Source organism: Pseudomonas sp. CAM1A, from assembly GCF_047501685.1.
GTDB lineage: Bacteria > Pseudomonadota > Gammaproteobacteria > Pseudomonadales > Pseudomonadaceae > Aquipseudomonas.
On sequence record NZ_JBFNXP010000003.1, the window covers coordinates 1 to 23347 of the forward strand.

Sequence of the window (23347 nt, forward strand, 5' to 3'; positions counted from 1 at the left end):
AACCACCTGATCCCATCCCGAACTCAGCAGTGAAACGATGCATCGCCGATGGTAGTGTGGGGTTTCCCCATGTGAGAGTAGGTCATCGTCAAGATTCATTTCGCAAAACCCCTATCTGCGCGAGCAGGTAGGGGTTTTGTCTTTGTGCCCGGAAAACTCATGGGCTGACCGGGCAGCATCACCAGACCCTGCCTGCTTTCTCCGTGATAAGGTTTCCCGTCAGCATCAACCGCATTCCCGAGAGCTCCTATGCCGCAGACCACCTCACTCCACCCAGGTTTCATGATCGTCCAGGGCAATCGCCTGGACGAGCTGCGCAATCTGGTGGTGAGCGTGATGCGCCGCTACCCCCTGGCGCCGCTGGAGAGCGAGATTGCGCTGGTACAGAGCAACGGGATCGCCCAATGGCTGAAACTGGCTCTGGCCGAGGACCCGCAAGACGACGATCAGGGCGGTTGCGGCATCGCCGCTGCCATCGATGTGCAGCTCCCGGGCAGCTTCATGTGGCAGCTGTACCGTCGCGTGTTGGGCCGAGATGAAATCCCCGAGGTTTCGCTGCTCGACAAGGCCCCCCTGACCTGGCGCCTGATGCGTCTGCTCCCGGAAGTGATCGAGCGTCCGCACTTCGAACCACTGCGCCGCTTCCTCACCGACGACAGCGACCTGCGCAAGCGCTACCAGCTGGCCGAGCGCCTCGCCGACCTGTTCGACCAGTACCAGGTCTACCGCGCCGACTGGTTGAAGGACTGGGCAGACGGTGCCCATGTACTCAATACCGCCCGTGGCGAGCGCAAGCCCTTGGCGGCTGGCAATCGCTGGCAGGCCGAGCTGTGGCGGCTCCTGCTCGAGGACGTGGGCGAGGAGGGCATGGCCCAGAGCCGAGCCGGTGTGCATCAGCGCTTCATCGAGCGGATCAACAGCCTGGAGCAGGCGCCCCCAGGGCTGCCGGCGCGGTTGATCGTGTTCGGTATTTCGTCGCTGCCTGCACAGATCCTGGAAGCCTTGGCAGGTCTTGCCCGTTTCAGCCAGGTGCTGCTGTGCGTGCACAACCCCTGTCGTCACCACTGGGGCGATATCGTCGCCGACAAGGACCTGCTGCGGCACCAGTACAAACGCCAACAACGCAAACAGGGCATGCCTTTGCAGCTGGACGACGAACTGCTGCATCAGCATGCCCATCCGCTGTTGGCGGCCTGGGGCAAGCAGGGGCGTGACTACATCAACCTGCTCGACAGCTACGACGACCCAGGCAGCTACCAGAATGTCTTCAGCGAAGGCCGTATCGACCTGTTCAGTGACGCCCAGCCCGAGACCCTGCTCAACCAGCTGCAGGACGATATCCTCGAGCTGCGCCCCTTGGCCGAGACGCGTGCGCAATGGCCAGCAGTCGATCCGGCCAAGGACCGCTCCGTGCGCTTCCACCTGGCCCATAGCCCGCAGCGCGAAGTCGAGATCCTCCACGACCAGTTACTCGCCCGCTTCAGCGCCGACCCAACCCTGCGCCCTCGCGACGTCATCGTCATGCTGCCGGCCATCGACACTTACGCGCCGCATATCCGTGCGGTGTTCGGCCAGCTCGATCGCAACGACCCGCGCTACATCCCCTTCACCCTGACCGACCAGGGCCAGCGTGGTCGCGACCCGCTGCTGATTGCGCTGGAGCATCTGCTCAAGCTGCCCGACAGCCGCTTTGCCGTCAGTGAAGTGCTCGACCTGCTGGACGTACCGGCCGTGCGCGCCCGCTTCGCCATTCAGGAAGGCGACCTGCCGACGCTGCATCGCTGGATCGAAGGGGCGGGCATCCGCTGGGGGTTGAGTGCCGAACAGCGCGCCAGCCTTGGGCTGCCGGAAGGTCTGGAGCAGAACAGCTGGCGGTTCGGCCTGCGCCGGATGTTGCTGGGGTACGCGGTCGGGGTGGGCGAAGGCTGTGACGGCATCGAGCCTTATGATGAGATTGGCGGCCTCGATGCCGCATTGATCGGGCCGCTGGTCGCCTTGCTCGATGCTCTGGAGGTCGCCTGCCAGGCCCTGACCCAGCCGGCCTCGGCGCCTGACTGGGGCGCACGGCTGCACGCCCTGCTGCAGATCTTCTTCCTGGCCGAGAACGAACACGATGAGCTGCTCCTGGTGCAACTGCAGGATCTGCGCGACACCTGGCTGGAGACTTGCGAGGCGGTTGGCCTGCAAGACCTACTGCCGCTCACGGTGGTGCGCGAGGCCTGGCTGTCGGGGTTGGACCAGGGCAAGTTGTCGCAACGCTTCCTTGCCGGTTCCGTGAACTTCTGCACCCTGATGCCCATGCGCGCCATTCCGTTTCGCGTGGTCTGCCTGCTGGGCATGAATGATGGTGACTATCCACGCGCCCAGCCGCCTCTGGACTTCGACCTGATGGCCAGCGACTATCGCCCGGGCGACCGCTCCCGGCGGGAGGATGACCGTTACCTGTTGCTCGAAGCCCTCCTGTCGGCACGTGACCAGCTCTATGTCAGCTGGGTCGGGCGTAGTATCCGCGACAACAGCGAGCGTCCGGCCTCGGTGCTGATCGGCCAACTGCGCGACCACCTGGCCGCTGGCTGGCGGCTTGCCGGGGCCAAGGCCGGGTTGCGCGATGACGCTGGACAGCAGTTGCTGCATGCGTTGACCCAGGAGCATCCGCTGCAGCCGTTCAGCCAGCGCTATTTCCAGAAAGGCAGCCCGCTGTTCAGCTTTGCCCATGAGTGGCTGGCCTTGCATCAGGCCGAGGACGGCGCAGCGACCGCCGCTATCGGGCTGTCGCCCTACGTCAGCGATGAACCGCTTAACCTGGTGCAGCTTCAGGACTTCCTGCGCCACCCGGTACGGCATTTTTTCAGCCAGCGCCTGAAAGTGTTCTTCGAAACGTTGGAGGCGCCGACGCCGGACGAAGAACCCTTCGTCCTGGATGCCCTGCAACGCTATGGCCTGAGTGAAAGCCTGCTCGGCGCCGCGCTGGCCGACCCCGACAACGCCGAGCGAGCCCTGCAAGCCCAGGCCCGGAGGCTGCAGGCCTGCGGGCTGCTACCGTTGGCCGGGTTCGGTGAGGCCTTGCAGGCGGAGCTGATCCAACCGCTGCCGGACTTGCTGCAACGCCATCGCCAGTTGCTGCAGCGCTGGCCGACGCTGGTCGAGGGTGCCCTGCCGATTCACTTCGAACAGGGCGCACACCGCCTGGAAGGCTGGCTCGGCCGTGTGTACCAGGCCGAAGACCAAAGCCTGCTGAGCATTGCCACCGTGCCCAATACCCTCAGTGCCGGGCGCAACAGCCTGAAATGGCATCGCCTGATCCCGGCCTGGGTCATGCACCTTGCCGCCTGCGCCTCGGGCTATCCGCTGCACAGCGCGTTGGTGGCCAGCGACCTGACCTTGCTTCTGGCACCGCTGCCGCAGGCCGATGCGACGCAGCGCCTGGGCGAGCTGCTGGTCGCGCGCCAGGCGGGAATGAACGCGCCCTTGCCCGTCGCGGCCAAGACCGCCTTCGCCTGGCTCGCCCAGGAAGACTCGGACAAGGCCCTGGCTGCCGCAGCCCGGGCCTACGAAGGTGATGGCCAGAACAGCTTTGGCGAGCGCAGCGAGAGCCTGGCCCTGGCCCGTCAATACCGTGACTTCGCCGCACTGGCCCTCGAGGAAACCTTCGAGGGATGGTGCGAAACCCTGTATCGCCCCTTGTTCGCGGCGGCCTGGCAAACCCTGGGCAACCCGGAGAGCGCCCAATGACCCAAGCCCGCCCCCTGGCGCTGAGCTTTCCTTTGCACGGCGGCCAACTGATCGAGGCCAGCGCCGGCACCGGCAAGACCTTCACCATCTCGGCCTTGTACCTGCGCCTGATCCTCGGCCATGGCGGCGAGCAGGGCTTTGCCCGCGAGCTGCTGCCGCCGCAGATCCTGGTGGTGACCTTCACCGATGCGGCGACCAAGGAACTGCGTGAGCGTATCCGTGCGCGCCTGGCTGAAGCGGCGCGCTTTTTCCGCGGCGAGCTCGAGGACGCCGACCCCTTGCTGCACTTGCTGCGCGAGGATTATCCACAGGCGCACTGGCCACGCTGTGCCAACCGTCTGGAAATCGCTGTGCAATGGATGGACGAAGCGGCGGTTTCGACCATCCACGGTTGGTGCCAGCGCATGTTGCGCGAGCATGCGTTCGACAGTGGCAGCCTGTTCACCCAGAGCCTGGAAACCGATCACAGCGAGTTGCTCGGCCAGGTCATGCGCGACTACTGGCGGCGCTTCTGCTACGGCATGCGTGGCGAGTCGCTGGCCTGGGTGCGTGGCAATTGGGGCAGCCCCGATGCCTTGTTGCCAAGGATCAGGCCATTGTTCGGCCGCGTCCGAGGCCAGGTGGACGATCAGGAACCGCAAGCCTTGATCGAGGCGACCCTGCGCCAGCGCACCGAGCAGTTGGCCCAGCTCAAGGCCCCTTGGGGCGCCTGGGCCGATGAGCTGCAGCAGATCTGCCGCGATGCCGTGGCGGCCAAGCAGGCGGACGGGCGCAAGTTGCAGGCACGCTACTTCGAGCCCTGGTTCGACAAGCTGCGCGCCTGGGCTGGTGATGAGCAGGCCATGGAGCTGGACCTGGGCACCGGCTTTACCCGCCTGACCCTGGCCGGCATGGCCGAGGCGTGGAAGGCCGGCGAGCCACCGCAGCACCCGGCGCTGCACGCCATGGCGGCCCTGCGTGAACAGTTGCAGGGGCTGGCCAGCCCCGATGCACGCCTGTTGGAACATGCCGCCGCCTGGGTCTCGGCGCGCTTCGAGGTAGAGAAGCGCCGCCGTGCCGAGATGGGTTTCGACGACATGCTGCTGCGCCTCGAGCATGCCCTGGGCAGCGATGCCGGCGAGCGCCTGGCCGCCTTGATCCGCGAGCAGTTCCCGGTCGCGTTGATCGACGAGTTCCAGGACACCGACCCCGTCCAGTACGGCATCTTCGAGCGCATCTACCGCATCAGCGAGAACAACCCGGACACAGGCCTGTTCATGATCGGCGACCCCAAGCAGGCGATCTATGCCTTCCGCGGCGCCGACATCTTCACCTATCTGGCCGCGCGCCGCGCCACCGCTGGGCGGCTGCACAGCCTGGACACCAACTACCGCTCCAGCCAGGCCATGGTCGCGGCGGTGAACCGGGTATTCCTCCAGGCCGAGGAGCGTGCCGATGGCCGTGGGGCATTCCTGTTCCGGGCCCATGGCGATAACCCGCTGCCCTTCGTCGAAGTACGCGCCAAGGGCCGTGGCGAGCAACTGCTGGTGGCCGGGCAGCCGAGCGCGGCCCTCTGTTGCTGGCAGCTGGACAGCGATGAGCCGGTATCCAGCACCTTGTATCGCCAGCAGCTGGCGGCCAGTTGCGCGAGCCATATCGTTGAACTGCTCAATGGCGGGCAGCAAGGCGTCAGTGGTTTCGCCGACGCCGCTGGCAAGTTGCGCCCCTGCCTGCCCTCCGATATCGCCATTCTGGTGCGCGACGGTCGCGAAGCCCAGCTGGTCCGTGCCGAGCTGGCCGCCCGCGATGTGCGCAGCGTGTACCTGTCGGACAAGGACTCGGTGTTCGCCGCCCAGGAAGCCCACGACCTGCTGGCCTGGCTCAAGGCCTGCGCCGAACCGGACTCGGAACGCCTGCTCAAGGCCGCCCTGGCCAGCCTGACCCTCGACCTGCCGCTGGTCGAACTGGAGCGTCTGAACCAGGACGAGCGGGTCTGGGAGGGCTGGGTGATGCGTTTTCGCCGCTACCGCGACATCTGGCAACGCCAGGGCGTGCTGCCGATGCTGCGCCGCCTGCTGCATGACTTCCAGCTGCCCCGCGCGTTGATGGGCCGCAGTGACGGCGAACGCGTGCTGACCAACCTGCTGCATCTGGCCGAGCTGCTGCAGCAGGCGGCGGGCGAGCTGGATGGCGAGCAAGCGCTGATCCGTCACCTTACCGAGCACCTGGCCAACGCCGGGCAAGCGGGCGAGGAGCAAATCCTGCGCCTGGAAAGCGACGAGCAGCTGGTCAAGGTGGTGACCATCCACAAATCCAAGGGCCTGGAATACCCGTTGGTGTACCTGCCGTTCATCTGCACCAGCAAACCGGTGGATGGCCAGCGCCTGCCCCTGGGCTGGCACGACGACCAGGGCGTGGCGCACCTGACCCTGACGCCGAATGCCGAGCAGATCGAGCGCGCCGACGACGAGCGCCTGGCCGAGGACCTGCGCCTGCTCTACGTCGCCCTGACCCGCGCCCAATACGCCTGCTGGCTGGGCGTCGCCGACCTCAAGCGCGGTACCCAGCGCAGCTCGCAACTGCACCGTTCGGCACTGGGTTACCTGCTCGGGGGCGGGCTGCCGTTGCCCACCTCCAGCCAGCTGGGCGAGTGGCTCCAGGCGCTGGCGGCGAGCAACCCGGCCATCAGCCGGGAGCCGCTGCCCGAAGTGCAGACACAGTGCTATCGCACGCCGGACAGCCAGCGCGAACTGCTGCCGCCGCGCAAGCCACGACGCGCCGCCGCGGAACACTGGTGGATTGCTTCCTACAGTGCCCTGCGGGTGGGCGACCAGACGCTGATCGCCGACAGCTCCCAGGCCCAGCAACTACTGGACGACGAGGTGCTGGACAGCCAGCTGCTGCGCGAGGTCCCGGCCGAGGCGGGCGATATCCACCGCTTCCCCCGAGGGCCGAACCCGGGGACCTTCCTCCATGGCCTGCTCGAATGGGCGGGCCGCGAAGGCTTCGCCGAGATCAGCAGCCAGGCCGAAGTGATCGAGCGCACCGTGGGACGGCGTTGCAATCGACGCGACTGGACCGGTTGGATCCCCACGCTGACGCAGTGGCTGCAGCAACTGCTGTTGCAACCCATGCCGTTGCAGGGGGCCACCCTTACCCTGGCGCACCTGAACCATTACCAGATCGAAATGGAGTTCTGGTTCGCCAGCCATCAGGTCGACGCCCTGCGCCTCGACTACCAGGTGGTACGCCATACCCATGCCGGCGCGGCGCGCCCGGCCGCGCAGCCGACCTTGCTCAATGGCATGTTCAAGGGCTTCATCGACCTGGCGTTCGAGCTCGATGGGCGCTACTACGTGGCCGACTACAAGTCCAACTGGCTTGGCCCCGACGCCGAAGCCTATGGCGACCTGGCGATGGAGCAGGCGATCCTCGAGCACCGCTATGACCTGCAGTACGTGCTCTACCTGCTGGCCCTGCATCGCCAATTGCGCGCCCGCCTGCCTGACTACGATTACGATCGGCATGTCGGTGGCGCCGTGTTCATCTTCCTGCGCGGCGTCACGTCGGCGGGTCACGGGCTGTATCATGCGCGCCCACCCCGGGCGCTGATCGAGCAGCTCGACGCGATGTTCCGGGGTGAGCAAGAACCTGAACAACAGGACCTGTTTGCCGGAGCCGCGCCATGAGCCGCAACCTCGATGACCTGCTGCCCACGCCATTGCAGGCGGAGCATCTGAGCGCCCTGGCGCCGCTGAGCGCCAGCCACGACCTGCTGGCGTTGCTCGATCGCTGGGTCGAGCGCGGTTGGTTGCGTGCTCTGGACCGGGCCTTCGTGAGTTTTCTCGAGGAGCGGGCGCCAGGCAGTGACCCTTTGGTCCTGCTGGCCGCGGCGCTGGCCAGCCACCAGCTGGGGCATGGGCATGTCTGCCTGGATTTGCGCCAGACCCTCGCTGAACCAGATTTCGCCCTGTCGCTGCCACCGGAAGGCGATGCCCTGGCCGGGCCGCTGCTGCTGCCTTCGCAATTGCTGGCCAGCCTTGACCTGGGGACCTGGCTGCAACGGATTGCCGAGAGCCCGCTGGTCGCGGCGGGCGATAGCGTCGAACAGCGCGCCCGGCCGCTGGTGCTCAGCGCCGAGCGTCTGTACCTGCGCCGCTACTGGGCCTACGAGCGACGGATCGACGGCGCATTGCATGAGCGCCTGGCGCGCCGTCAGCCTCAGCCGGCCGACCTGGCCCAGCGCCTGGCGCAGCTGTTCGACGGCGGCTCGGCGGCCGGCGAGGTGGACTGGCAGAAACTGGCCTGCGCCCTGGCCACCCGAGCGGGTTTCAGTGTGATCACCGGCGGCCCCGGCACCGGCAAGACCACCACCGTGGTGCGCCTGTTGGCGTTGTTGCAGGGGCCGGCGGTCGCGCAAGGCCGACCGCTGCGTATCCGCCTGGCGGCACCGACCGGCAAGGCCGCGGCGCGCCTGACCGAGTCCATCGGCCAGCAGGTCGAGCGCCTGCAGGTGGACGTTGAGGTACGGGCGCAGATCCCCACCGAGGTCAGCACTGTGCACCGCCTGCTCGGCAGCCGCCCGGGCTCGCGGCATTTCCGCCATCATGCCGGCAACCCGTTGCCGTTGGACGTGCTGGTGATCGATGAAGCCTCGATGATCGACCTGGAGATGATGGCCAACCTGCTCGATGCCCTGCCGCCCACTGCACGGCTGGTGCTGCTGGGCGACAAGGACCAGCTGGCCTCGGTGGAAGCCGGGGCGGTGCTGGGCGACCTGTGTCGCGACGCCGAGGAAGGCTGCTACTGGCCGCAGACCCTGGCCTGGCTTGAACAGGTGGGCGGGCAGTCGCTGGCGGGCATCGGCCTGAAGCCGGGCGATGGCCTGCGCAATCCGCTGGCCCAGCAGATCGTGATGCTGCGTCATTCGCGGCGTTTCGGCGAAGGCAGCGGCATCGGCCAGCTGGCGCGCCTGGTCAATCGCCAGCAGGCGCTGGAGGCGCGGGCGCTGCTGGCGACCCGGCCCGCGGATGTTCATTGCCTGACCCTGGGCGGCGAACACGACAAGCGCTTTGATCGCCTGCTGCTCGACGGCCTTGGCCAGGGCGGCGAAGGGCCGCAGGGTTACCGTGGCTACCTGCGCACCATCGGCCGCTTGCGCCCGCCGCCTGGTACGCCGGGCGATGATCCGCGCTGGGAGCGCTGGGCGGCCGAGGTACTGCAGAGCTTTGAAGCCTTCCAGTTGCTTTGCGCTGTGCGCAGGGGCGCCTGGGGCGTCGAAGGCCTGAACGAGCGGGTGGCCCGGGTGCTGCACAATGCCGGGCTGATCGATAGCCAGCAACCCTGGTACGAGGGCCGCCCGGTACTGGTCACTCGCAATGACTACGGTCTCGGCCTGATGAACGGTGATATCGGCATTGCCCTGCGCCTGCCGGACGAGCAGGGCGAGGCGCTGCTGCGCGTGGCCTTCCCGCGCAACGATGGCAGCGGCGGGGTGCGCTTCGTCCTGCCCAGCCGGCTCAGCGAAGTGGAAACGGTGTTCGCCATGACCGTGCACAAGTCCCAGGGCTCGGAATTCAGCCATACCGCGCTGGTGCTGCCCGATGCCTTGAACCCGGTACTGACCAAGGAGCTGGTGTACACCGGCATTACCCGCGCCAAGCAATGCTTCAGCCTGATCGAGCCGCGCGCCGGGGTGTTCGAGGAGGCGGTGGGGCGCAAGGTCAGGCGTGTCTCGGGGCTGATGCTGGAGCAAGTCTGACTCTGGAGTTCGCCGCCGATATGCTATCGTTGCGGCATTATCCGCAAACATTTTGTGAGATTTCCCCCCATGACTGTGGCTGTCTCGGTCTTGAGACGAGTGACGGGTTGTGCGCTCTCGCTGCTGATGGCCACGCTGTTGTCGACCGGCGCACCCGCCTGGGCGGGCACTGCCGCGTCGGACGCGCAGGCGCAGCAACGGGCCAAGGCCGTGACCCAGGTGGTACTGGGGATCCTCAGCTACGCACGCTGGCCTGCCGACCCCAACCCCTTGCGCCTGTGCCTGGTCGGCCCCACCGAGTACGCCGATGACCTGATCAAGGGCAACGTGCAGAACTCCGGGCAACCCCTGCAGGTGCGCCGTCTGCTGGCCGACGACCCGAGCGTGGCCAGCGCCTGCGATGCCATCTATATCGGCAAGCTCGACAAGCTGGAACGTGAGCGGTTGTTCCAACGGGTCAATGGGCACCCACTGCTGAGCATCAGCGAGGCCGATGACCCGTGCACGGTGGGTAGCCTGTTCTGCCTGCGGGTCAGCGACCAGCAGGTGGCGTTCGACGTCAACCTCGACTCGGTGGCGCGCAGCGGTGTGCGCATCCACCCCAGCGTACTGCAGCTGTCGCGACGGCGGGCAGGGCAGCCATGAAGCGTTCAGCCAAGCGCTTCAGCCGGCCGACCCTGCGTGCCGTGCTCGGCCGTCGTCACCTGAGCGTGGCGCTGCTCGCCGCGGGCCTGGCCGGTGTGCTGGTGACTCTGCTCGGCGTGGCGGCGTTGCGCGTCTATGCCAATCACAACCTGCACCTGATCGCCCGCTCCATCAACTACACCGTCGAAGCCGCCGTGGTATTCGACGACAGTGCCGCGGCCAACGAAGCGCTGGCATTGATCGCCTCCACCGAGGAGGTCGCCGACGCCAAGGTCTACGACAACGACGGCGAACTGCTCGCCCATTGGCAGCGTGATACGCCCGGCGTGATGGCGCAGTTGCAGACCCAGGTGGCGCGCAGCTTGCTGGAAGAGCCGATCAACATGCCGGTGCAACACATGGGCCAGCGCGTCGGGCATATCGAGTTGACCGGGCAGGGTGGCAGCCTGGTGCGCTTCCTGCTCAGCGGCCTGGTCGGGATCCTGGTGTGCACGGTATTCAGTGCGGTGCTGGCGCTGTACCTGTCACGGCGCCTGTTCGGCGACATCATTCGGCCCCTGCGCAACCTGGCCAGCGTCGCCCATGCGGCGCGGCGCGAGCGCAGTTTCGATCGCCGCGTGCCGGAAACCCAGATCGCCGAGCTCAACGAGCTGGGCAACGACTTCAATGCCCTGCTCGATGAGCTGGAGGTGTGGCAGAGCCACCTGCAAAGCGAGAACGAAACCCTCGCCCACCAGGCCAGCCACGACAGCCTGACCGGCCTGCCCAACCGCGCCTTCTTCGAAGGGCGGCTGAGCCGCAGCCTGCGCAACGCCGCGCGCACGGAAGATCACCTGGCCCTGTTGTTCCTCGACAGCGACCATTTCAAGCAGATCAACGACAGCCTCGGCCATGCGGTGGGGGACGAAGTGCTGATCAGCGTGGCCAGCCGGGTGCGCGCACAGTTACGCGAGCATGATTTGGTCGCGCGCCTGGGCGGCGACGAGTTCGCCGTGCTGCTGACGCCGCTGCACTCGCGCGAGGATGCCAAGCGCATCGCCGAGAAAATCGTCGCCAGCATGAAGCTGCCGGTGCAGCTGGAGGATGGTACCAGTCTGACCACCTCGCTGAGCGTCGGTATTGCCTATTACCCGGACGACGGCCGCGACCCGGCCAGTCTGCTCAATGCCGCCGATGCGGCGATGTACCAGGCCAAGCGCAATCGCCGCGGCCATTGGCAAGTGGCACAGACGGAACGCTGTGCCAACGATGCAAAGAACAGGAGCTGAACCGTGACCAAGCGTTTTTCCCTACTGCGTTTCCCGTTATTCACCCTGCTGCTGGCGCTGTTCGCCCTGGCCGGCTGCCAGAGCGTGCCGCCCAAGGGGCTGACACCCGAGCAGGTCGCCGTGCTCAAGCGCGAGGGCTTCGCCCCGACCGATGACGGCTGGGCGTTCGACCTGTCCGGCAAGGTGCTGTTCGGCAGCGACCTGGACAGCCTCAACAGCGCCAGCGAGTCGATCGTCGAGCGCATCGGCAAGGCATTGCTGTCGGTGGATATCCAGCGCGTGCGCATCGACGGCCACGCCGACGCTTCGGGCAAGGCCGCCTACAACCAGCAGTTGTCCGAGCGCCGTGCGCAGAGCGTGGCCAAGGCCTTGGCCAGCATCGGCATGCAGCCGCAGAACATCCAGACCCGCGGCATGGGCAGCAGCCAGCCGGTGGCGGACAACCGCACCGCCGCAGGGCGCATGGAGAATCGCCGGGTGTCGATCGTGGTGGGATCGGAGTGATACCGACATCGCGGGGCTTGCCCCGCGATGATGCCTACCCTCAATCCCGAGCGAACTTCATCTCCCGCGTCTCCCCCATCAACAACGGCGCATTGGCTTCGGTCACCTCACGTATGTAATCCCACAGCAGGGTGATCCGCTTCAACTTGCGCAGATCCTCCCGGCAGTACATCCAGAACTGCCGCGTCACCTCGATCTGCTCCGGCAGCACCGTCACCAGCCGTGGATCCTGCGCCGCCAGGAAGCACGGCAGGATCGCCAGCCCACGCCCCTGCAAGGCCGCCGTGTACTGGGCGATCACGCTGGTGCTGCGCAGGTGCGCGTTGGCATTGGGGATCAGGTTGGCCAGGTACAGCAGCTCCGAGCTGAACGCCAGGTCGTCCACGTAGCTGATGAACGGGTGGCGCCCCAGGTCGGCGATCTCGCGGATCGGCTCGTGGCGATCCAGGTAGTCCTGGGTGGCATACAGGCGCAGGCGGTAGTCGCATAGCTTGCAGCACACGTAAGGTCCGTGTTCCGGGCGCTCCAGGGCGATGACGATATCGGCTTCGCGCTTGGACAGGCTGATGAAGTGCGGCAGCGGCAGGATGTCCACCGAGATCGCCGGCCAGGCATCGACGAAGTGGCTCAGCTGCGGGGTGACGAAGAAGCTGCCGAAGCCTTCGGTGCAGCCCATGCGCACATGCCCCGACAATGCGACGCCCGAGCCCGAGACTTGCTCGCAAGCCATGTGCAGGGTGCTCTCGATCGACTCGGCATAGCCCAGCAGACGCTGGCCCTCGGCGGTGAGGACGAAGCCGTTGGTCCGCGATTTCTCGAACAGCAAAGTGCCCAGCGCCCCTTCCAGTGAACCGATGCGCCGCGACACCGTGGTGTAGTCCACGGCCAGGCGCTTGGCCGCACTGCTGGCCTTGCGGGTGCGCGCTACCTCAAGAAAGAACTTGAGGTCGTCCCAGTTCAGCGCGCTCAGGGAGGTGAGGTCTTTTTGCATGATGATCCGGTTTTTTTGTGCATTCTTGTTGGATGTTTGCACATCTATACTCGATCTCAGCCCCTGTACGCCACCCCGTGTCCATGCCGGCGTAGGCGTCTTCGTTCCGACAATAATTCCAAGGAGAGCGCAGATGAACGCACCCCAGACACCCGACCAGACCAAGGTCGAGCAGGTCAAGCTGCTGATCGACGGCCAATGGGTCGAGTCGAAAACCACCGAGTGGCGCGATATCGTCAACCCGGCGACCCAGCAAGTGCTGGCGCGGGTGCCGTTCGCCACCGTCGAGGAAGTGAACGCCGCGGTGGCCGCTGCCGAGCGTGCCTTCAAGACCTGGCGCGACACCCCGATCGGCGCGCGCATGCGCATCATGCTCAAGCTGCAGGCGTTGATCCGCGAACACAGCAAGCGCATCGCCGTGACCCTCAGCGCCGAGCAGGGCAAGACCATCGCCGACGCCGAGGGCGATATCTTCCGCGGCCTGGAAGTGGTCGAGCACGCCGCCTCCATCGGCACCCTGCAGATGGGCGAGTTCGCCGAGAACGTCGCCGGCGGTGTCGACACCTATACCCTGCGCCAGCCGATCGGCGTGTGCGCCGGCATTACCCCGTTCAACTTCCCGGCGATGATCCCGCTGTGGATGTTCCCCATGGCCATCGTCTGCGGCAACACTTTCGTGCTCAAACCGTCCGAGCAGGACCCGCTGTCGACCATGATGCTGGTCGAGCTGGCACTGGAGGCTGGGGTGCCGGCGGGTGTGCTCAACGTGGTGCATGGCGGCAAGCAGGTGGTCGATGGCATCTGCACCCACCCGGACATCAAGGCGATCTCGTTCGTCGGCTCCACCGAAGTCGGCACCCACGTCTACAACCTGGGCAGCCAGCACGGCAAGCGCGTGCAGTCGATGATGGGCGCCAAGAACCACGCCGTGGTGCTGCCCGACGCCAACCGCACCCAGACCATCAACGCCCTGGTCGGCGCCGCCTTCGGCGCGGCCGGCCAGCGCTGCATGGCCACCTCGGTGGCGGTGCTGGTGGGCAAGGCCCGCGAATGGCTGCCGGATATCAAGGACGCGGCGAGCAAGCTCAAGGTCAATGCCGGCAACGAGCCGGGCACCGATGTCGGCCCGGTGGTCTCCAAGCGCGCCAAGGAGCGTGTGCTGGGCCTGATCGAAAGCGGCATCAAGGAGGGCGCCAATCTCGAACTGGATGGCCGCGACGTGAAGGTGCCGGGCTACGAGCAGGGCAACTTCGTCGGCCCGACCCTGTTCTCCGGGGTGAAGACCGACATGCAGATCTACACCCAGGAAATCTTCGGCCCGGTGTTGGTGACTTTGGAGGTGGATACCCTCGACGAGGCCATCGCCCTGGTCAACGCCAACCCGTTCGGCAACGGCACCGGCCTGTTCACCCAGAGCGGCGCGGCGGCGCGCAAGTTCCAGAGCGAGATCGACATCGGCCAGGTCGGCATCAACATCCCGATCCCGGTACCGGTGCCGTTCTTCAGCTTCACAGGTTCGCGCGGCTCCAAGCTCGGCGACCTCGGCCCGTACGGCAAGCAGGTGGTGCAGTTCTACACTCAGACCAAGACCGTCACCGCCCGCTGGTTCGACGATGACAGCGTCAATGACGGTGTGAACACCACCATCAGCCTGCGCTAAGGAGCTCGTCATGCGTATCGCATTCATCGGCCTGGGCAACATGGGCGCGCCCATGGCCCGCAACCTGATCAAGGCCGGGCACCAGCTCAACCTATTCGACCTGAACAAGACCGCGCTGGCCGAACTCGCCGAGCTGGGCGGCCAGGTCAGCACCTCACCGAAGGACGCCGCCGCCAACAGCGAGCTGGTGATCACCATGCTGCCTGCCGCCGCCCATGTGCGTGGCGTGTACCTGGACGAAGAAACCGGCGTGCTGGCCGGCATCCGCCCCGGCACCCCGACCGTGGACTGCAGCACCATCGATCCGCAGACCGCCCGTGAGGTCTCCAAGGCCGCGGCGGCCAAGGGCATCGACATGGGTGATGCGCCGGTTTCCGGCGGCACCGGTGGCGCGGCCGCCGGCACCCTGACCTTCATGGTCGGCGCCAGCACCGAGCTGTTCGCCACGCTCAAGCCGGTGCTGGAGCAGATGGGCCGCAATATCGTGCATTGCGGTGAAGTCGGCACCGGGCAGATCGCCAAGATCTGCAACAACCTGCTGCTGGGCATCTCGATGATCGGCGTGTCCGAGGCCATGGCCCTGGGCAATGCGCTGGGCATCGACACCAAGGTGCTGGCCGGGATCATCAATAGCTCGACCGGACGTTGCTGGAGTTCGGACACCTACAACCCGTGGCCGGGCATCATCGAGACTGCCCCGGCTTCACGGGGTTACACCGGCGGCTTTGGCGCCGAGCTGATGCTCAAGGACCTGGGGCTGGCCACCGAGGCCGCGCGCCAGGCGCACCAGCCGGTGATCCTGGGGGCCGTGGCCCAGCAGCTGTACCAGGCCATGAGCCTGCGCGGCGAGGGTGGCAAGGATTTCTCGGCGATCGTCGAGGGGTACCGCAAGAAGGATTGACCCGCGAGTGGACTTGATCGCGGAGCGTATGGTCTTCCCCCTTGTAACTGCGCACCTTGGGGGAGGGGCATGCGTTCCGCGATTTTTTTGTATCTGAAAGGCTGTCCGAAACAGATTCAGATAACAAACGCTTTAGCGTGGATCCGGTGAGGTCATTCTGTAATCACCTCTGATATTGATGTTCTGCACTTCGGGAGATTGTGCAGAGGCGTAGAATTTCGCGCCAAACTTCACAATCGTCTGGTTTCGTTTGTTGCGCGTATTAATCTCGCGGTTAAGGTCGTTGATCCATGTTGCAGATGTGTTCGGGTCTTGTTTGTACATCTGGAGGGTGGTCGCCAGTTGTTTGAGTTCGATGCCGTTGCTGATGAGCTCCTGCATATGGTGGTCTGCAATGGGGTAGTCCTTCCCTCCAAACGGGACTAAATAGAATGTTTCACGGCGGAAGGTGGTGGTTCGTGTTTTGGGCTCCATTTCCAGGTTTCTCGTATTGCCGGGTCGCAGCCAAAGTTGCTGCTGACTGGTGACCTGTTGGGTAGAAACATCGATCTCGATCTCAACGCGGGGCAGTTTGCCAACCCGGGCGATGAGCGATCTTGAACGCCCTGAGGCATCTTTGTAGTTCACAGGGTCGCAAGCACAGTAAGCGTAGGCATTTACTCCACCTTTACCGAAGGGGCTCAGGTTGTCGGGAGACAGAAAGCGCATCAACCCGGGTTGGTATGCACGGTAACCGTTACCGAAGAGATAGCTGGCCGTGAAGGGTTCCTGATAGTGGCCAGTGAAGGCAAGCAGCGACATGGAGCCTATGGACTGTGAACCACAACCGTATGCGGTATAGGCGACACTGAGAAAATTATGGTCCTTGCATGCGCTCAGAACGGAGCCTTGGAGGTCGATCGCCAACAGTGTATCGGGAGGGCGCTTGTGCATTGGTTACGCACCGTGTCTGGTTGCAAGGCAAAGAGAAGCCGCTGCAGCTTGAACCCGGCAGGGGGCGTGCCACAACTGGCATTTCTACCAGTTGGGCCGCAGGCGGCTCAGATTGCTTCAGGCAAACACGAAGTACTTGCGCACCGTCTCGACCACTTCCCAGGTCCCCTTCATTCCCGGTTCGATCACGAACACATCACCCGCCTTCAGATGCTTCGGCTCCTCGCCTTCCGGGGTGACGATGCAATAGCCATCGAGGAAATGGCAGTACTCCCACTTCTCGTAGTTGACCTCGAACTTGCCCGGCGTGCAGATCCAGGTGCCCATGATCTTGCTGCCGTCGGCGGACAGGTAGGCATTGAGGTTGACGGTGTGCGGGTCGCCGCCGATGCGCTTCCACTTGGTCGCGTCGACCACCGGGGTCGGGCAGGTTTCACGCAGGACGGTGATGAAATCGGACATGACGTGGCTCCAGGTGACAGGTGAGATGACGCGTCACCATAGGGCCATCGTCGTACGGGCAGTTGCCTGGGCTCGACGTCCAGCTGCCTGCCCGCGCTATGCTGGCATCTGCGCCTTGCAGAAGTGGATGAAGGCGGACACTTGTACCGGCCATTCGCCCAGACGCTCTTCGGCTTCGCCCAGGTAGGCGGCGCGGGCGTTGGCCAGTACGTGGCGATGGGGCTCGGGCAGGCGTGGCAGCAGCCATTCGGCGGCCACATCCTTGGCCACGATCGCGCCGGTTGTGCGGCTGTACCAGATGCGCGCCAAGGCCAGGATCACGGTGCGTTCGTCACCACGCCAGTCATCTGCCGTGTTCCACTGGGCGAGGGTGTCACAGAAGGCGTGCGCCAGATCAGCCGTTGGCACCGGGGCGAACCAAGCAGCGGCAGGTTGGCCTAAGAGGCACACACTATGCTGACGTGCCTTGGTCAGCAGGATGGCCAAGTCCGGGTCGAGCACCGCAGTTTCGATCTCGCCGGCGAGCAAAGCCTCGCGCAGCCATTCGCCAAATTGCAGTTCTCGACGTGCGGGATAGCGCCAGGGCTGGATATCGGCGTGAACCAGCAACGTCACTTCGAGCGCGCGCCAGTTGGCGTGGCACCCGGGAGGGGCGGAGACATCCAGAAGATCGAGCAGCAGCGACCGTCGCGTGACATCGTTCAGCGGTTGGCTCACGGTCACCAGCAAGTCGAGGTCGCTCTCTGGCTTCAGGCCGCCGGCTACCGCCGAGCCGTATAGATGGATGGCCAGCAACTGATCGCCGAGGTGCCGATGGAGCAATTGCTGGGCTGCATGCAGTTGTCGCTCGATCATTGGTGAAAGCCTCCTGGGGACACACCATAGCAGGCCGCTCCCATCCTGCCCGCTCACACGAGGCAGTCGGCGCAGGCCTGCCCCACAATGGCTTGCTTGATACTGGCACGCAGCGCCGCAATGACCTCGGCAACACTTCTCCCCGATATCTGCGGCGGGGTCTGGCTTTCGCCGAACTCGCGCCAGACGAACAGCGTCAGCTCTGCACCGTCGGTCTGCGACAACGCCTGCTCCATCGAGCCGAACTGTTGCAGCGCCCGGTACCGTTCATCGCGCCAGAATAGCGCCTCGACCCAGTCGTACACCGGGATGAAGTGAAAATGCAGGGGCAGTCCCGGTGCATGACCGAATCGCCCAATGTATAGCCACTTGGGTGCCAGTTCCTGGTCCATCGCCTGCTGCACCTTGCTCATCAGCAGCCCCATTTCCGCCAAAGCCTCGGCGGGGAGGTCCGCCAGGCTATCGACTTGCGCTCGTGAACCGAACATCAGGTAGCCTGGCAGGCGCGAGGCCAGGTGATGGTTGACGATCCAGTGTTCACTTTCGTGGACGATGTAGTCGGCACGCATGTGCATCCCCTCACGCCCACCAGTACCGCACGAAGTGGAAGAACACGGGCGCTGCGAAACACACCGAGTCCATGCGGTCGAGCATGCCGCCGTGGCCTTCGATCATGTGGCCCCAGTCCTTCACCCCGCGGTCGCGCTTGATCGCCGACATCACCAGCCCGCCGAAGAAGCCCATGGCATTGACCGTCAGCGCCATCAGCGCCGCCTGCCAGAAGGTGAACGGGGTGATCCAGCACAGCAGGGCGCCGACCAGGGTAGCCAAGGCCACGCCGCCGGCCAGGCCTTCGACGGTCTTCGACGGCGACAGGTTGGGCGCCACCTTGCGCTTGCCGAACAGCTTGCCGCAGACGTACTGCAGCACGTCGCTGATCTGCACCACCAGGATCAGCCAGGCGATCAGCAGCAGGTTGCGGCCCTCGTAGCCGGGGATGTCCAGGGTCATCAGCGCCGGCACCGAGGACACGCAGTACACCGCGATCATCAGGCCCCACTGCACTTTCGAGGCGCGCTCGAGGAAGCGCGTGGTGTCGCCGCCGAAGCTGGCGAGGATCGGCAGCAGCAGGAACAGGTACACCGGGATGAAGATGCTGAACAGGCCGTACCAGTCCATGGCGATCAGCAGGTACTGCACCGGCAACGCCACGTAGAACGCCGCCACCAAGGCGGGGTAGTCGCTGCGTCGGGTCGGGGTGAGGGTCATGAACTCGCGCAGGGCGTAGAACGAGACGCCGTAGAACAGCACGATGACGCCGTACTTGCCGAACAGGAAGGCGATGCCGATTACCAGCACCATCACCCACCAGGCATTGATGCGGGCGTTGAGGTTGTCGATCACCGCATGCGGCGCAGGGCCGGCACGCCACTTGAGCAGGCGGCCGACGAGGCTGGCGAGCAGCAGCAGGGCGCCGATACCGGCGAACAGTGACAGGGTGTTGTGATCCATCTCAGGCTTCCTTCGGGGCCAGGTTCAGCAGGGCCTGGCGGGCCCGCTCGAGAAAGGCGTGCTTGGCTTCGTCCGGCTGCAGGTGCAACGGCTCGCCGAAGCTCAGGGTACACAGCAGGGGCAGCGGCAGGGCGCGGCCCTTGGGCATGACCCGGTTGAGGTTGGCGATCCACACCGGCACCAGCTCCACCTGCGGGTTGGCCGAGGCCAGGTGGAACAGGCCGCTCTTGAACGGCAGCAGCGGGTCATCGGTGAGGTTACGCGTGCCTTCCGGGAAGAAAATCAGCGAGTCACCCTGGGCGAAGGCGTCGAGCACCGGTTGCAGCGGGTTGCCCTCGCTGGCCTGCTGGCGATCGATCAGCACGCCGTTGAACACCTGGCGGATCAAAAAATCGCGGATGCCCGGCTTGCACCAGTAGTCGGCGCCGGCCACTGGCCGGGTGCGGCGGCGCAGCGGCTCGGGCAGGGCGGCCCAGAGCAGCACGAAGTCGCCGTGGCTGCTGTGGTTGGCGAAGTACAGGCGCTGTACCGGTTGCGGCGTGCAGCCCAGCCACAGGGCGCGGGCACCGGTGATCAGGCGTGCGGCGGAGGTGATGACGAAGGCAGTCAGGCTGGCGAGCATCGGGGTTATCCGGTGAAGGGGAGGGTGACGGCGAGCAGCACCTGCGCGGCCAGGCACAAGGCCTGACGTCGCAACAGGGCCAGGGCGGCCTCGCTGCGCGCAGGCCAGCCGCGTGGGTCGTCGGCGGACGCTTTCAGGCGCAGTTCGAACAGGGCGCGGTCCAGGGCCAGGGTGTCGCCGGGCAGGTCGTCGCGGGTGGCGAGCCGGGCGAACAGCTCGGCATCCAGGGCAACGCGTATGGCCCAGTACTTGTGTGCCAGGCCAAGCACCAGCAACGCTGCGCAGAACACCCGGGGCAGCGCTGGCAACGGCGCGCCCAGCATGGGGGCCAGGCTGCAGGCCAGGGCCAGCAAGGTGATGCCGTCCGACCAGCGCTCCAGTTGGCGACCACGGGCGAGCAGGCTGGCGACGACGAGCAGGTTCATGGCCGTGTCTCCAGCGGCTGCAGGGCCTGGCGGTGGGCCGGGTGCAGGACCACGCCGGGGCGCGCCTGGCGGATCAGTGTTTCGGCATGCGAGATTGCCTTGCAGCGGCCGCTGACCACCAGCCAGGCGGCGACCGCGCTGGCGCTGCGCGAGTAGCCGAGCGCGCAGCAGACCAGTACCGGGCCGTGCCGGCGCAGGTGTTCGATAGCCTCGGCAGCTTGCTGCAAGGTCTGCGTGTCAGGGGCGACCAGGTCCAGTGACGGCAGATTCAGGTAGGACTGCGAAGCCTGTGGCGTCTGCTCGTGGGAGCGCGCTTGCCCCGCGATGAGGACCCTGCAGGCGAGCTCCGCGCTGAGGTCGATCACCACCGGGAACTGCGGCGCATCACCTGCGCCCGGCACACGCCCGAGGTACACCCCCTCGCACACCTCATCCGCCTGCGGATGCCGCCAGGTCCACAGCCTTGAATTGATCCAGGCCCCGATCAGGTAAGGCGCCAGCAATGCCGTCGCCGCGACCGACAGCCGGCCATCGCTGCCTTTCTGGAAACCTTGCGCCCCGAACAGCGCATAGTTCAACGCTACCAGTAGCAGTGACAACGCAGGCCAGAGCAGCCACAAGGCGGTGTGTCCCAGCTTGAACCCGAGCACGGCCAGCACCAGTGCGCCCAGCCCATAACGCAACGCCAGCCGCCAGCGTTTGGGATCGCGTGCCAGGCGTGCTTGCTGCCAGGGCAGCGGCCCTTGTTGCGGCCACAGCCAAAGGCAGACGAACCCGGCCAGCGCCCCGGTCGGTACATCGATGAAGTGATGCTGCCAGGTGCTCAGCACCGACAGCCCGATCAGCCCCATCCAGCCGTGTACCAGCCAGCGCCAGGCGGGATGCCGCGTATGGCGGGCGAACATCGTCCAGATGATCACCAACAGCGCGATATGCAGCGAAGGCGCCTGGTTGTAGGGCTTGTCGAAGCCCATCAGCACATCGAACAGCCAGCCGAACAACCCTGACAGCTCGGGGCGCTCGAAGGTGAAACGCAGCGGCCAGAGCAGGAAGCAGGCCACGCAGACCAGTTGCGCCGTCAGCAGTGCCAGGGCATGGCGGTCCATCTCCGAACGCGAGCGCGGCAGCAGGAACGACAACCCGTACAGCAGGTCGATCGACCAGTACGGGATGATCGTCCACGGCCACAGCGGCATATGCCGTTCCCAGGCGAACACCAGGCTGCCGATGTCATCGCGGCCGGCGGTATAGGTATTGGTCAGGCCGTAGCTGAGGAAGAAGAACGGCCCGAGCAGCAACAGCCACAGGATACCCCGGCGCAGCAGTCCGGCTTCACGGGCCATCAGCGCACCCGCTGTGCCAGGCTGACGCTGAAGATGCCCCACTCGTCGATGCGCTGGGTAATCTTGCGGAACCCGGCCGCTTCTACCAGCTGGTCCATCTCCGCCTGACTGCGCCGACGCATCACCCAGGCCTGGCCGCCACGGTGGCTGGTCAGGGCGCGGGCGATCATCTCCAGCTGCGGGTGCCAGGGCTGGCCGGTGTAGACCAGGTAGCCACCGTCCTCGACCGCGTCGGCCAGTCCGGCCAGCGAGTTGCCGACCAGCTCGTTGCTGGGAAACAGCTCGTAGAGGCCCGAGACCACCGCCAGTGTCGGATGCGGGGTGAGGACGGCCAGGCTCTGGCGATCAAAGGCATCGCCCTGGACGAAGCGCGCGACATCACCGAGGCCTTTCTCGGTGATCAGCGCGTTGCCCTGTTGCACGTTCAGCTCGCTGTAGTCGCGCAGCAGGATCGAGTCGGGCAGCTGTTGCAGGCCTTGCAGCGCTTCAAGGATGTAGCGGCCATGGCCGGCGGCGATATCGACGATATGCACCGCACGCTGCTGTTCGCGCAGGTGGGCGATGGCCAGGCGCAGCAGTTCCTCGACATTCAGCTTGCGCTGGCGGATACCACGCCAGCCGATGGCATCCAGGTAGTTGCGGTCGATCAGCTCGCCCAGCTTGCCCCTGCCGGTCGGGGTGTTGCGGTAGATGTAGTCGAGGGTGGAACCGGAGTCGAAGCCGGTGTCGAAGCCCAGTTTCACCCCTTCGGAGAAGCCTTTGCCCAGCCGCAGGCCGGCGCGGGTGGCGCGCCAGTAGAGGTCGCGTGGCGAATGGCGTGGCAACGGCGCAGCCAGGCTTTCGGCCTCGGCGCAGCTGGCGCCGCTGCGGTCGGCGTCGAGCAACGCCGGCCGCGCTGGCGGCGCGTCGAAGCAGTGTGCGACGAAGCGTTCGATCCGTGCCAGGGCGTGGGCGCGGTCGCGCTCGCCAAGGGTGTCGTGGAAGAAGCCGGGGAGGATGTGCTTTTCCTTGCGCACGCTGCCCAGGCGGTCGAAGAACAGTTCCTGCGGCTTGCGCTCGACCACCAGGTCGGCGCCGGAGATCAGCAGTTGCGTCGGCACCTGAATTGCCTGGGCGTCGGCCACCACGCGGTCGGCGGCGTCATACAGGCCCAGCAGCATGGTGACCGAAATGGGCCGGCTGATCAGCGGGTCGGCGACATAGGACATGACCCGCTCGGGGTCATGGGTCAGCAAGCGCGGCTTGACGTAGCTGTTGACGAAGAAATTGCCGCGCAGGGCCTTCATCAGCTTCAGCCCGGGGCGGGCGAAGGGCACGTAGAGCTTGACCTTGAAGGCCGGCGAGGCGAGCACCAGGCAACGCACCCTGGGCGCATAGTCGTGGGCCCAGGTGGCGATCAGCACCGCGCCGACGCTCTGCGCCAGCACTACCATGTCGGCCTCGGCGATGCCGTGCTGCGCCTGGATGTGCTCGATGAAGGTCTGCACGTCGCGCACGCTGGTGGCGAAGCCCGGGCTGTCACCGCGTGCGCCTGGCGATTGGCCATGGCCACGTGCGTCCCAGGCGAAGAAGTCGTAGCCGGGCATGTTCAGTTCGTCGGCCAGGTGGGCCATGCGCCCGCCGTGCTCGTGGCCACGGTGGAACATCACCACGGCGCGGCGTGGTTGATGCTCGTTGCGCGTGGCGGGCCAGTGGCGATAGTGCAGCTCGACGCCGTCATGGGTGCAGAAATGCAGCGATTGCGCTTGGCGCAT

The 23347-nt window shown here is 65.8% G+C and carries 18 protein-coding genes and 1 rRNA gene; 9 read left to right on the forward strand and 10 right to left on the reverse strand.

Annotated features, from left to right (window positions below; genetic code table 11):
- The 7 genes from rrf to ABZO33_RS08450 form a co-directional block, all read left to right on the forward strand.
- Window positions 1-94: ribosomal RNA gene (rrf, locus tag ABZO33_RS08420) — 5S ribosomal RNA — on the forward strand; the annotation flags it as partial.
- 155 nt (window positions 95-249) lie between these two features.
- Window positions 250-3732: an exodeoxyribonuclease V subunit gamma gene (gene recC / locus ABZO33_RS08425; protein WP_414535688.1), complete on the forward strand. Its 3483-nt coding sequence runs from the start codon at window positions 250-252 to the stop codon at window positions 3730-3732.
- Window positions 3729-7400, forward strand: a complete 3672-nt coding sequence (recB, locus tag ABZO33_RS08430; protein ID WP_414535689.1) for an exodeoxyribonuclease V subunit beta — start codon at window positions 3729-3731, stop codon at window positions 7398-7400. Before recC ends, recB begins: the two co-directional genes overlap by 4 nt.
- Window positions 7397-9472 carry an exodeoxyribonuclease V subunit alpha gene (recD, locus tag ABZO33_RS08435; RefSeq protein ID WP_414535690.1) on the forward strand — a complete coding sequence of 692 codons (2076 nt, stop codon included), beginning with the start codon at window positions 7397-7399 and terminating at the stop codon, window positions 9470-9472. The genes recB and recD overlap by 4 nt, the downstream gene beginning before the upstream one ends.
- A 69-nt stretch (window positions 9473-9541) precedes the next feature.
- Window positions 9542-10117, forward strand: coding sequence for a YfiR family protein (locus ABZO33_RS08440; protein WP_414535691.1), 576 nt, complete (start codon window positions 9542-9544; stop codon window positions 10115-10117).
- Window positions 10114-11385, forward strand: coding sequence for a diguanylate cyclase domain-containing protein (locus ABZO33_RS08445; protein ID WP_414535692.1), 1272 nt, complete (start codon window positions 10114-10116; stop codon window positions 11383-11385). Before ABZO33_RS08440 ends, ABZO33_RS08445 begins: the two co-directional genes overlap by 4 nt.
- A 3-nt stretch (window positions 11386-11388) precedes the next feature.
- A complete protein-coding gene (locus tag ABZO33_RS08450) occupies window positions 11389-11889 on the forward strand; it encodes an OmpA family protein (protein WP_414535693.1) in 501 nt (166 codons plus the stop codon).
- A 40-nt stretch (window positions 11890-11929) separates the two neighbouring features.
- On the opposite strand, the gene ABZO33_RS08455 is transcribed toward ABZO33_RS08450, so the two are convergent.
- A complete protein-coding gene (locus ABZO33_RS08455; protein ID WP_102684573.1) occupies window positions 11930-12880 on the reverse strand; it encodes a LysR family transcriptional regulator in 951 nt (316 codons plus the stop codon).
- A 133-nt stretch (window positions 12881-13013) separates the two neighbouring features.
- On the opposite strand from ABZO33_RS08455, the gene ABZO33_RS08460 reads away from it, so the two are divergent.
- Together ABZO33_RS08460 and mmsB are read left to right on the forward strand one after the other, a co-directional pair.
- Window positions 13014-14540, forward strand: a complete 1527-nt coding sequence (locus tag ABZO33_RS08460; RefSeq protein WP_414535694.1) for a CoA-acylating methylmalonate-semialdehyde dehydrogenase — start codon at window positions 13014-13016, stop codon at window positions 14538-14540.
- 10 nt (window positions 14541-14550) lie between these two features.
- Complete coding sequence (gene mmsB, locus ABZO33_RS08465) at window positions 14551-15441, forward strand: 3-hydroxyisobutyrate dehydrogenase (RefSeq protein WP_414535695.1); 891 nt, start codon at window positions 14551-14553, stop codon at window positions 15439-15441.
- 132 nt (window positions 15442-15573) lie between these two features.
- Here mmsB and ABZO33_RS08470 read toward each other — a convergent pair whose 3' ends face one another.
- From ABZO33_RS08470 to ABZO33_RS08510, 9 genes are all read right to left on the reverse strand, one after another.
- Complete coding sequence (locus ABZO33_RS08470) at window positions 15574-16374, reverse strand: RHS repeat-associated core domain-containing protein (RefSeq protein ID WP_414535696.1); 801 nt, start codon at window positions 16372-16374, stop codon at window positions 15574-15576.
- Window positions 16375-16491: 117 nt separating this feature from the next.
- Entirely contained in the window at window positions 16492-16836 is a 345-nt protein-coding gene (locus ABZO33_RS08475) for a cupin domain-containing protein (protein ID WP_023631693.1), read from the reverse strand.
- A gap of 96 nt (window positions 16837-16932) precedes the next feature.
- The gene (locus ABZO33_RS08480) at window positions 16933-17691 is read right to left on the reverse strand and encodes an aminoglycoside adenylyltransferase family protein (protein WP_414535697.1); all 759 of its coding nucleotides are present in this window, start codon (window positions 17689-17691) and stop codon (window positions 16933-16935) included.
- A gap of 53 nt (window positions 17692-17744) precedes the next feature.
- Complete coding sequence (locus ABZO33_RS08485) at window positions 17745-18266, reverse strand: HIT family protein (RefSeq protein WP_414535698.1); 522 nt, start codon at window positions 18264-18266, stop codon at window positions 17745-17747.
- 4 nt (window positions 18267-18270) lie between these two features.
- Window positions 18271-19203 (reverse strand): phosphatidate cytidylyltransferase, encoded by a 933-nt coding sequence (locus ABZO33_RS08490; protein ID WP_023631694.1) that lies wholly within the window; start codon window positions 19201-19203, stop codon window positions 18271-18273.
- A 1-nt stretch (window position 19204) separates the two neighbouring features.
- Window positions 19205-19825 carry a lysophospholipid acyltransferase family protein gene (locus ABZO33_RS08495; RefSeq protein ID WP_046857224.1) on the reverse strand — a complete coding sequence of 207 codons (621 nt, stop codon included), beginning with the start codon at window positions 19823-19825 and terminating at the stop codon, window positions 19205-19207.
- 5 nt (window positions 19826-19830) lie between these two features.
- The gene (locus ABZO33_RS08500; RefSeq protein WP_414535699.1) at window positions 19831-20250 is read right to left on the reverse strand and encodes a hypothetical protein; all 420 of its coding nucleotides are present in this window, start codon (window positions 20248-20250) and stop codon (window positions 19831-19833) included.
- Window positions 20247-21593 carry a phosphatase PAP2/dual specificity phosphatase family protein gene (locus ABZO33_RS08505; RefSeq protein WP_414535700.1) on the reverse strand — a complete coding sequence of 449 codons (1347 nt, stop codon included), beginning with the start codon at window positions 21591-21593 and terminating at the stop codon, window positions 20247-20249. The genes ABZO33_RS08500 and ABZO33_RS08505 overlap by 4 nt, the downstream gene beginning before the upstream one ends.
- Window positions 21593-23347 carry a bifunctional alpha/beta hydrolase/class I SAM-dependent methyltransferase gene (locus ABZO33_RS08510; protein ID WP_414535701.1) on the reverse strand — a complete coding sequence of 585 codons (1755 nt, stop codon included), beginning with the start codon at window positions 23345-23347 and terminating at the stop codon, window positions 21593-21595. The genes ABZO33_RS08505 and ABZO33_RS08510 overlap by 1 nt, the downstream gene beginning before the upstream one ends.

Excerpts from the sequence above, each read along its gene's own strand:
- recC (WP_414535688.1), top strand. The coding sequence starts at position 250 with ATGCCGCAGACCACCTCACTCCACCCAGGTTTCATGATCGTCCAGGGC.
- recB (WP_414535689.1), top strand. The coding sequence starts at position 3,729 with ATGACCCAAGCCCGCCCCCTGGCGCTGAGCTTTCCTTTGCACGGCGGC.
- recD (WP_414535690.1), top strand. The coding sequence starts at position 7,397 with ATGAGCCGCAACCTCGATGACCTGCTGCCCACGCCATTGCAGGCGGAG.
- ABZO33_RS08440 (WP_414535691.1), top strand. The coding sequence starts at position 9,542 with ATGACTGTGGCTGTCTCGGTCTTGAGACGAGTGACGGGTTGTGCGCTC.
- ABZO33_RS08445 (WP_414535692.1), top strand. The coding sequence starts at position 10,114 with ATGAAGCGTTCAGCCAAGCGCTTCAGCCGGCCGACCCTGCGTGCCGTG.
- ABZO33_RS08455 (WP_102684573.1), bottom strand. The coding sequence starts at position 12,880 with ATGCAAAAAGACCTCACCTCCCTGAGCGCGCTGAACTGGGACGACCTC.
- ABZO33_RS08460 (WP_414535694.1), top strand. The coding sequence starts at position 13,014 with ATGAACGCACCCCAGACACCCGACCAGACCAAGGTCGAGCAGGTCAAG.
- mmsB (WP_414535695.1), top strand. The coding sequence starts at position 14,551 with ATGCGTATCGCATTCATCGGCCTGGGCAACATGGGCGCGCCCATGGCC.
- ABZO33_RS08470 (WP_414535696.1), bottom strand. The coding sequence starts at position 16,374 with ATGCACAAGCGCCCTCCCGATACACTGTTGGCGATCGACCTCCAAGGC.
- ABZO33_RS08475 (WP_023631693.1), bottom strand. The coding sequence starts at position 16,836 with ATGTCCGATTTCATCACCGTCCTGCGTGAAACCTGCCCGACCCCGGTG.
- ABZO33_RS08480 (WP_414535697.1), bottom strand. The coding sequence starts at position 17,691 with ATGATCGAGCGACAACTGCATGCAGCCCAGCAATTGCTCCATCGGCAC.
- ABZO33_RS08485 (WP_414535698.1), bottom strand. The coding sequence starts at position 18,266 with ATGCACATGCGTGCCGACTACATCGTCCACGAAAGTGAACACTGGATC.
- ABZO33_RS08490 (WP_023631694.1), bottom strand. The coding sequence starts at position 19,203 with ATGGATCACAACACCCTGTCACTGTTCGCCGGTATCGGCGCCCTGCTG.
- ABZO33_RS08495 (WP_046857224.1), bottom strand. The coding sequence starts at position 19,825 with ATGCTCGCCAGCCTGACTGCCTTCGTCATCACCTCCGCCGCACGCCTG.
- ABZO33_RS08500 (WP_414535699.1), bottom strand. The coding sequence starts at position 20,250 with ATGAACCTGCTCGTCGTCGCCAGCCTGCTCGCCCGTGGTCGCCAACTG.
- ABZO33_RS08505 (WP_414535700.1), bottom strand. The coding sequence starts at position 21,593 with ATGGCCCGTGAAGCCGGACTGCTGCGCCGGGGTATCCTGTGGCTGTTG.
- ABZO33_RS08510 (WP_414535701.1), bottom strand. The coding sequence starts at position 23,347 with ATGCGCCAAGCGCAATCGCTGCATTTCTGCACCCATGACGGCGTCGAG.